The sequence below is a fragment of the Bacillus sp. NPDC094077 genome (genome assembly GCF_050279465.1).
In the GTDB taxonomy this organism is placed as follows: Bacteria; Bacillota; Bacilli; order Bacillales; family Bacillaceae_G; genus Bacillus_A.
On the sequence record NZ_JBNNUF010000005.1, the window covers coordinates 86238 to 93097 of the forward strand.

A 6860-nucleotide genomic window follows, 5' to 3' on the forward strand; every position below is an offset into this window, starting at 1 on the left:
TCACTTACGAATGAATGGGCAGGCTTAATTGGACTAAACAAAAATGAACTGTTAACAGCGCTGTGGGAGAATTTTCCTCAATTGTTCGATTTATCTTTGTTTGTCTATGAAAATCATTTATCATAATAAATGGTATTCTTCGAGATATTATTTTGAAGGGGTGTTGAAGTGAGAGACAGTTTTCTAACATATAAAGAAGAAGGAAGGAATGCCAAAATCTTTTTATGGGTGCTATATGTCATTGTTGTTGTATACCAAATTTCCTATGCAATCTTATTAGAAAATAAAAAACTAACGGATAATTGGCATAACATAATATGGCAAGTTATTTGCGGAGTAGCAATACTGTGCGTGAATATATATTTAATAAAAAAAGAGAAGGCAAGTGTTGTTAAATATGCATGTATATTCGCATACATAGGGATAGAAATCGCTAATATTCTTTCATATGTTTTTTATAGTAAGGCGGTATTTGATGGGACGAATGTAATAGAAATTATTCTCATTTTCTTTGTACCTATATTTTTAAATAAAAAATATTTTGTGTTTTTACTTTCCACTATTATAGGAAAATATTTGATTTATTTATTTGTACTAGAGGAAGCAAAAGCATTTATGTTCCTTATTATGCATTCCTTGTTATTAATAGCTACATATATTATTTTAAATCAGTTTTTACAATACCTTTTCGCAGTAAAGGAAAGTATTAAAGTAGCTGGTGAATCACAAAAATTAGCGGTAATTGGAAAGATGGCAGCGACAGTTGGACATGAAATTAAAAACCCACTCGCTTCATTAAAAGGATTTACGCAATTACAGCGAGAGAAACATGAAGAAGATCCTATTTATAAAAGAATGATTTTTGAAATAGAAAATATGAATAATATGATAAGTGAGTTGATGGAAGTAGCTACATGCAAACCTTCTATTTATAAGAAACATAATGTAGGAGAAATTGTATTACAAGCGGCCACAACTCTTCGTGAAAAAATGGATGAATCAAACGTTCAGCTTATTTCTAATGTGGAAGAAAAAATAGTGAAAGTTGAATGCGATGAACGAAAAATAAGAGGAGCCTTTTTATATGTCATAAAAAATGCTTTAGAGGCAATGGAGCAAGGTGGCATATTAGATGTACGATTAGAAAGTAAGGGAAAAGAGTATGTAATGATCAGCATAATCGATAATGGTCATGGTATTAAGCAAGAAAACTTAGTCCATGTTACAGAGGCTTTTTATACAACGAAACAAGATAAAATTGGCCTTGGACTTACTGTGGCAAACCGAATTGTTGCTGAGCATCTCGGTGAGTTACATATTTCGAGCGAGAAAAATACGGGAACGAGAATAGACATTATTCTCCCAAAGAAGTGTGGAAATAATGAAATCCAAGTGGAAGAAAAGCTAGGAGTTACCATATGAATAAAGGCTATATATTTAAAAATGAAGAAATAAAGGCGTTGAAAGTATTTTTAAGCTTATTTTTTATTATATTTTTTGTATATGATCTTGCCTATGAATTTATCGTACCTTTAATAGGAGGAGAGCAAGAAGGGGTAGGGGAATTTGAAGATGGTTTAGGTTTATGGCTCTATTTTTTGATGGTGATCTTATTTTGCATTGGAATATACTTTATGAAATGGAAGAATCCATTTGCGGTCAAGTATATTATTCTAATTGGCTATAACCTATTAGATTTTATCCATAATTTTATGATTTACTATGGTAGCGATGCTGAATTTGATGGTGGAAATATAGTAGAAGGATTTTTTATTTTATTTGCACCAATCTTTGTGAGTAAAAGATATTTTTGGTTAGTCGCAGGAATACTTGTTGGAAAGTATGCTCTTATGGGAATCATTATTCAATCCTTTATCGTTATAATCCCAATGGCATTATGTAGCGTATTTGCTATCATATGTTGGATTATATTTTTGAGATTTCAGTCTTATATTCGTACGCTTGAGATGATGGATAAAGAAATAAAACAAACAGAAAAACTAGCAACAGTTGGAAAAATGGCGACAGTTATTGGCTATAAAATTAGAAGACCTCTAGCGAATTTGAAAAAACTTGTGAATAAGCAAGCAAACAAATATCCAGAAGATAAGATTTATAGTGATATTATGAAACAAGAAGTAGATCGTATTCATACAATTGCTACAGAACTTAGTGGATTTGAGAAATCTAAATCACTAGAATCAGAAACTCATAACATACAAGACATTATTTCCTATGTTATTCGAGTAATGGAAAAGCCAGCTTTAGAACAAGGAGTACATATACAAGGTATTTACAGTAAAGATATACCGCCAATTACATGCGACGAAAAACGATTAAAGCAAGTGTTTTTTAATTTAATCAAAAATGCGATTGAAGCTATGTTAGTTGGTGGAACAATTACGATTAAAGTTATCGTAGAAGATGGAATCATTGTTCAAGTGAAAGACGAGGGCTGTGGCATTCCGAAAGATAAAATTCCGAAGTTAAATGAAGCGTTTTATACAACGAAAGAAACGGGTACAGGATTAGGATTAGTAGTCACGGAAAAAATTATTAAAGACCACAATGGTAAAATGAGTTTTGAAAGTGAAGTTGGGGTTGGAACGACGGTTAAGATTGTGTTACCGATCTGTTGATTGTAAAAAACATCACTTATTTGGAAGTGATGTTTTTTATTTTATCTCACTATTTGCGGGCAGTAAGACTCCCACCTCAAAATTCGGTTGGAGCAAAGAAGTTAGGTGGGAGATCAACTGCCCGTAAACGCCCGATTGGTGCGGGCTGATTAAAGTTTCACTTTATAACCACCACTTCTCCTGAGGGACCAAAGTAACATCCACATCAAAATTCTCTTTAAACCAATCATATATCAATGTCTCTTTTACTAAAAATTCAGAGGCAGAGTGTGATACACCGATGAGTGACATGTTTGTTTCTTTTACGTAATCCATAATGAGCGAGTATTTATGTTTACCGTAATCATTGTCGATATGACAATGGATTTCTCCTGCAATATATGCTTCAGCACCTTTTTCTTCTGCTTCTTTCATTAAAGAAACGACATCGCCACATCCAGCGATAATTGCAATTTTTTTGATGGAATCATGTTGTTTACCTTCGAAATCTGTATAAGGAATATGGAAGAGTTTTTTTAGACGCTTTTGGAGTGATTCTGTTGATGTTTCATCTATTTCACAAATAAGGCCAACTGGTTCTTGTTCTGGACCTCCATATGCAAAGCCGTCAACTACATTAGCGTTTAATGCTTTTGCAATTGAAATACTCGTTCCATACGTTTGATGAAAATCCATTGGACTGTGACATGTATATATAGAAAGTTGTTTTTCTTTTATGGTCTGCAAATATTTTTCTGGAATTGGAATAAAACCACGACCAGATTTTCCAAGCGGATCACCGCACTCCATGACAAGTGGATGATGCATAAAGAGTAAATCGCCAGGTGTGGATTGTGAAATGAACGCTTCAAGAACGTCATCTGTAGGGAATACGGCTAAAAATACTTTGTTTACATTTTCAGCTCCTCGCACCATAAGGCCGTTAAATAGCTCAACAAAATTTTCTTCAAAAAATTGTTGCCACGGAAATTCAATAGGATCATATACGGCCGGGATAAATCGACTAAAGCCACTGTCTTTTCCGTATTTTTCGATTTTGAATACATGATTGAGCGATTGTTCTATTTCGTTTAATGCTGGCATATTGTGTTATCCTCCTTAAACTAACTCTTACTCTATTAGTTGTTTTTGTTTTTTATGGCAAAATAAGAAGCGGATAGGAAACAAATAAAACCTAGAATCCAACCAATAGAAGGAGAATAGGGAAGTATATGTTGTAATATCATTCCGCTAGAAATAAAAAAACTACCGAATAAACTTAAAAAAATGGGGTATCGCTATAGTTTGAACATCAGTGCAACATCCTTTATCACATATATTGTATATTAGTCTTAATTTTCTGTATATAATTTTCAAGAAAAATGGTGGTACAATATATGAATGATACGAGAAGAGAGGATGAAGATTAACATATGTACGTTACTGTAACAGATGCAGCATATAAAAAGATTATGGATACGATTCCAGGTGAAGCGAAATATATAAAGTTATTTTATGATAATGAAGGTTGCGGTTGTGTTATGAGTGGAATTATCGATTTAGTAGCTGTAGCAGAAAAAGATGAGCGCGATGTGGATATCGAATCAAACCTACTTAGCTTTATCGCAGATCGTACAAAGCTTGTATTTATGGATGATAAGTTAACGGTCGATTGGCATGAAGGTGGAGGAACTTTTCAGCTGAAAAGCCCAAGCCAGTTTTATAATCCGAATATGAAGTTACATGTTCGAGTGTAATAAGAGAAGGTGGTTCCAAAACATTTTTGGACCGCCTTTTTATTGTATAAGGTGCCATTATTGTCGTTTTTTGTTGGTAAGTCGATATTCCTTGTTGAATCGCTGATATATTTTGAAAATCGCCGATATAATTAAAGTTATGGTCGATATATTTTAAAAATCGCTAATAAAATTTCATTTACCAAATAAGCTACTTCATAAAATAAAACATGTTTTTCACATAATGAAATGTACATATGATTGAATTTTCTGTATAATTTTCTTTGCGGAGGGGATACGCATGAGAAGATGGGGAATTGAGTTATTGATTTTAAGTGTCGTTATTATTTGGGGGATTAACTATACGATTGCGAAATACGGATTTTTAGAATTTACCGCAATTGAGTTTACTGCACTTCGAATGATGGCAGCGGCACCGTTACTGTTATTACTTACATTTTGTATTGAAAAGTCGCTTTACATGGAGCGAAAAGATATACCAAGATTAATCATCGTTAGCGTTGTAGGGATTGTACTCTATCAAACGCTATTTATGGAAACTGTCAAATATACATCCGCTACAAATGCCTCTTTACTCATTTCTATTTCACCTATTTTTACAACTATATTTGCGATTTTCTTGAAGCAAGAGAAGTTTTCTTCTCGAAAGTTAATTGGTTCTATGATTGCCTTTGTTGGTGCGGCGTTAGTTTTAGTAGCGGGACAGTCACTCGCTAGTTCTTTTTATGGAAACGGAATTGGACTAATTACATCGATATGCTGGGGGCTGTATCCTGTTTTAGCAGGGCCATTAATTAAAAAATATTCAGCACTACGTGTTACTGCATGGTCGGCATTAGTTGGAGCGATTCCGCTCTTATTGTTAAGTGGTCCACATGTATTTGTAATGCCATTTCACATTACACACGAAATGACATTGTTTGCTTTACTATATTCTATTTTCTTTGTAACAGTATTCGGTTTAGTGATGTGGTATGTTGGCGTCCAAAAAATTGGGGCATCACATACAATGGTATATATGTATATTACACCGCTTGTAGCGGTTTTATTTGCGGCTGTATGGGTGAATGAATATGTTTCATTACAACAAATAATTGGTGGGATCATCATTTTCTTCGGTCTATGGTTTGTGAAATCAGAGAAAGTAGAAGTGCATTCTACTGTGCAGGAACCTATATCAAAATAGGAAAACAGATCACCTATGATCTGCTTTCCTATTTTTTTATTTTTGGTAAGAAGATGAGAAATAAGATCGCAGTAATAAGTGGAATTAAGTTTAAAAATGGAATGCGGAAGAGTGTAATAAGAATAATTCCTGGAAGAAGAACACCGAGGACAGCGTAGAAAATACTATGATTTTTCGTGTACCAATACAATGAAAATCCAATAAGTGCAGGGACAATGAGATGAATGAGAGCCATTAAAAAATAAATCATTAGACGCCCCCTTTATTTGTGTACTTATTACATCATATCCGTATGTTTATAGATTGATATCACTTTTTTCATAAATGGACGAAAAATGTTTGAAAAAACGTCACAAATTATAAGAATATGATGTTTGAAATCTTGTATAATATTATTTCCTAAAAATATTTAAACAACATAAACATTGTGTTTATGTTGTTTTTAATTTGAGTGAAATGGATTTTTAAGTGTATGAGCTCGGAAGAAATGAGTTATACAGCTTTTATTGGATAGATAAAAACTATGGAAGAGGAGTACAGCATGATTAGTATGTCATTAAGATCGTTTAAAATTCAATCGTATTATTTACTAGGTATTTTGTTACTAGGCTGGATGTTAACACCGTTTTCGGCACATTTTCTAGGTGCTGGAATTGGACTTATTGTAAGCATGTATTGTGTTTGGCTTTTAGGGAGACGGATTGAGAAGCTAGGAGATAGTATTGTACAGAAGACGAAGGCGCCGACACTCGGTATGTTTAATCGTTTTGCAGCTGCAATTTTGGGTGCTATTATTATGTACGAAATTGAGCACCATATGGTTATGTGGGCATTTGCAGTAGGAATTATGGGCGGTTATTTCTTAATTGTTGTTAATTTAGGCTACTATAGCATGAAAGATGAGAAAGAACTAACAAAGAGCTAAAAAGATAAAAAGATAAAAAGATAAAAAGATAAAAAGATAAAAAGCTTCTTTTTAGATGGAATAGAGGATCCAGCGAGGGGTAGAAGCGGTCAAAGCCTTTTTTTGGCCCCATGCGGTGTAAAACCAGAAGGATGTAGTGAATAGGAAAATAGTTTATGTGTTCGAATCCGTGATTTATATGTGTGAAAATCCAAGTATATAAATTGAAAATTGGTTTAAGATGGAATAGAAGATCCAGCGAGTGATAGAAGCGGTCAAAGCCTTTTTTGGCCCCATACGGTGTAAAACCAGAAGGATGTAGTGAATAGGAAAATAGTTTATGTGTTCGAATCCGTGATTTATATGTGTGAAAATCCAAGTATATAAATTGAAAA

Annotated in this window: 7 protein-coding genes; 5 read left to right on the top strand and 2 right to left on the bottom strand. The window is 33.5% G+C overall.

From position 1 onward, the window contains the following. The first annotated feature begins 168 nt into the window (after positions 1 to 168). Both ACQKNR_RS14565 and ACQKNR_RS14570 read left to right on the top strand, forming a co-directional pair. Positions 169 to 1422: an ATP-binding protein gene (locus ACQKNR_RS14565; protein ID WP_427318518.1), complete on the top strand. Its 1254-nt coding sequence runs from the start codon at positions 169 to 171 to the stop codon at positions 1420 to 1422. Then, positions 1419 to 2639: an ATP-binding protein gene (locus ACQKNR_RS14570; RefSeq protein ID WP_427318519.1), complete on the top strand. Its 1221-nt coding sequence runs from the start codon at positions 1419 to 1421 to the stop codon at positions 2637 to 2639. The genes ACQKNR_RS14565 and ACQKNR_RS14570 overlap by 4 nt, the downstream gene beginning before the upstream one ends. Before the next feature lie 162 nt (positions 2640 to 2801). On the opposite strand, the gene ACQKNR_RS14575 is transcribed toward ACQKNR_RS14570, so the two are convergent. After that, positions 2802 to 3722, bottom strand: coding sequence for a Nif3-like dinuclear metal center hexameric protein (locus ACQKNR_RS14575; RefSeq protein WP_427318520.1), 921 nt, complete (start codon positions 3720 to 3722; stop codon positions 2802 to 2804). 329 nt (positions 3723 to 4051) lie between these two features. Here ACQKNR_RS14575 and ACQKNR_RS14580 point away from each other — a divergent pair, with 329 nt between their 5' ends. Continuing rightward, complete coding sequence (locus ACQKNR_RS14580; RefSeq protein ID WP_427318521.1) at positions 4052 to 4375, top strand: iron-sulfur cluster biosynthesis family protein; 324 nt, start codon at positions 4052 to 4054, stop codon at positions 4373 to 4375. A 280-nt stretch (positions 4376 to 4655) separates the two neighbouring features. Beyond that, positions 4656 to 5561 carry a DMT family transporter gene (locus ACQKNR_RS14585; RefSeq protein WP_427318522.1) on the top strand — a complete coding sequence of 302 codons (906 nt, stop codon included), beginning with the start codon at positions 4656 to 4658 and terminating at the stop codon, positions 5559 to 5561. 28 nt (positions 5562 to 5589) lie between these two features. Here the strand turns inward: ACQKNR_RS14585 and ACQKNR_RS14590 are convergent, their stop codons facing one another. Next, positions 5590 to 5811, bottom strand: coding sequence for a hypothetical protein (locus tag ACQKNR_RS14590; protein ID WP_427318523.1), 222 nt, complete (start codon positions 5809 to 5811; stop codon positions 5590 to 5592). A gap of 291 nt (positions 5812 to 6102) precedes the next feature. On the opposite strand from ACQKNR_RS14590, the gene ACQKNR_RS14595 reads away from it, so the two are divergent. Further along, on the top strand, positions 6103 to 6486 hold the full coding sequence (locus tag ACQKNR_RS14595) for an ATP synthase subunit I (protein WP_193410718.1): 384 nt from the start codon (positions 6103 to 6105) through the stop codon (positions 6484 to 6486). Positions 6487 to 6860: the final 374 nt, after the last annotated feature.

Bases quoted from the DNA above. Each gene is read 5' to 3' on its own strand.
- ACQKNR_RS14570 (WP_427318519.1), top strand. From the start codon at position 1,419: ATGAATAAAGGCTATATATTTAAAAATGAAGAAATAAAGGCGTTGAAA.
- ACQKNR_RS14575 (WP_427318520.1), bottom strand. From the start codon at position 3,722: ATGCCAGCATTAAACGAAATAGAACAATCGCTCAATCATGTATTCAAA.
- ACQKNR_RS14580 (WP_427318521.1), top strand. From the start codon at position 4,052: ATGTACGTTACTGTAACAGATGCAGCATATAAAAAGATTATGGATACG.
- ACQKNR_RS14585 (WP_427318522.1), top strand. From the start codon at position 4,656: ATGAGAAGATGGGGAATTGAGTTATTGATTTTAAGTGTCGTTATTATT.
- ACQKNR_RS14590 (WP_427318523.1), bottom strand. From the start codon at position 5,811: ATGATTTATTTTTTAATGGCTCTCATTCATCTCATTGTCCCTGCACTT.
- ACQKNR_RS14595 (WP_193410718.1), top strand. From the start codon at position 6,103: ATGATTAGTATGTCATTAAGATCGTTTAAAATTCAATCGTATTATTTA.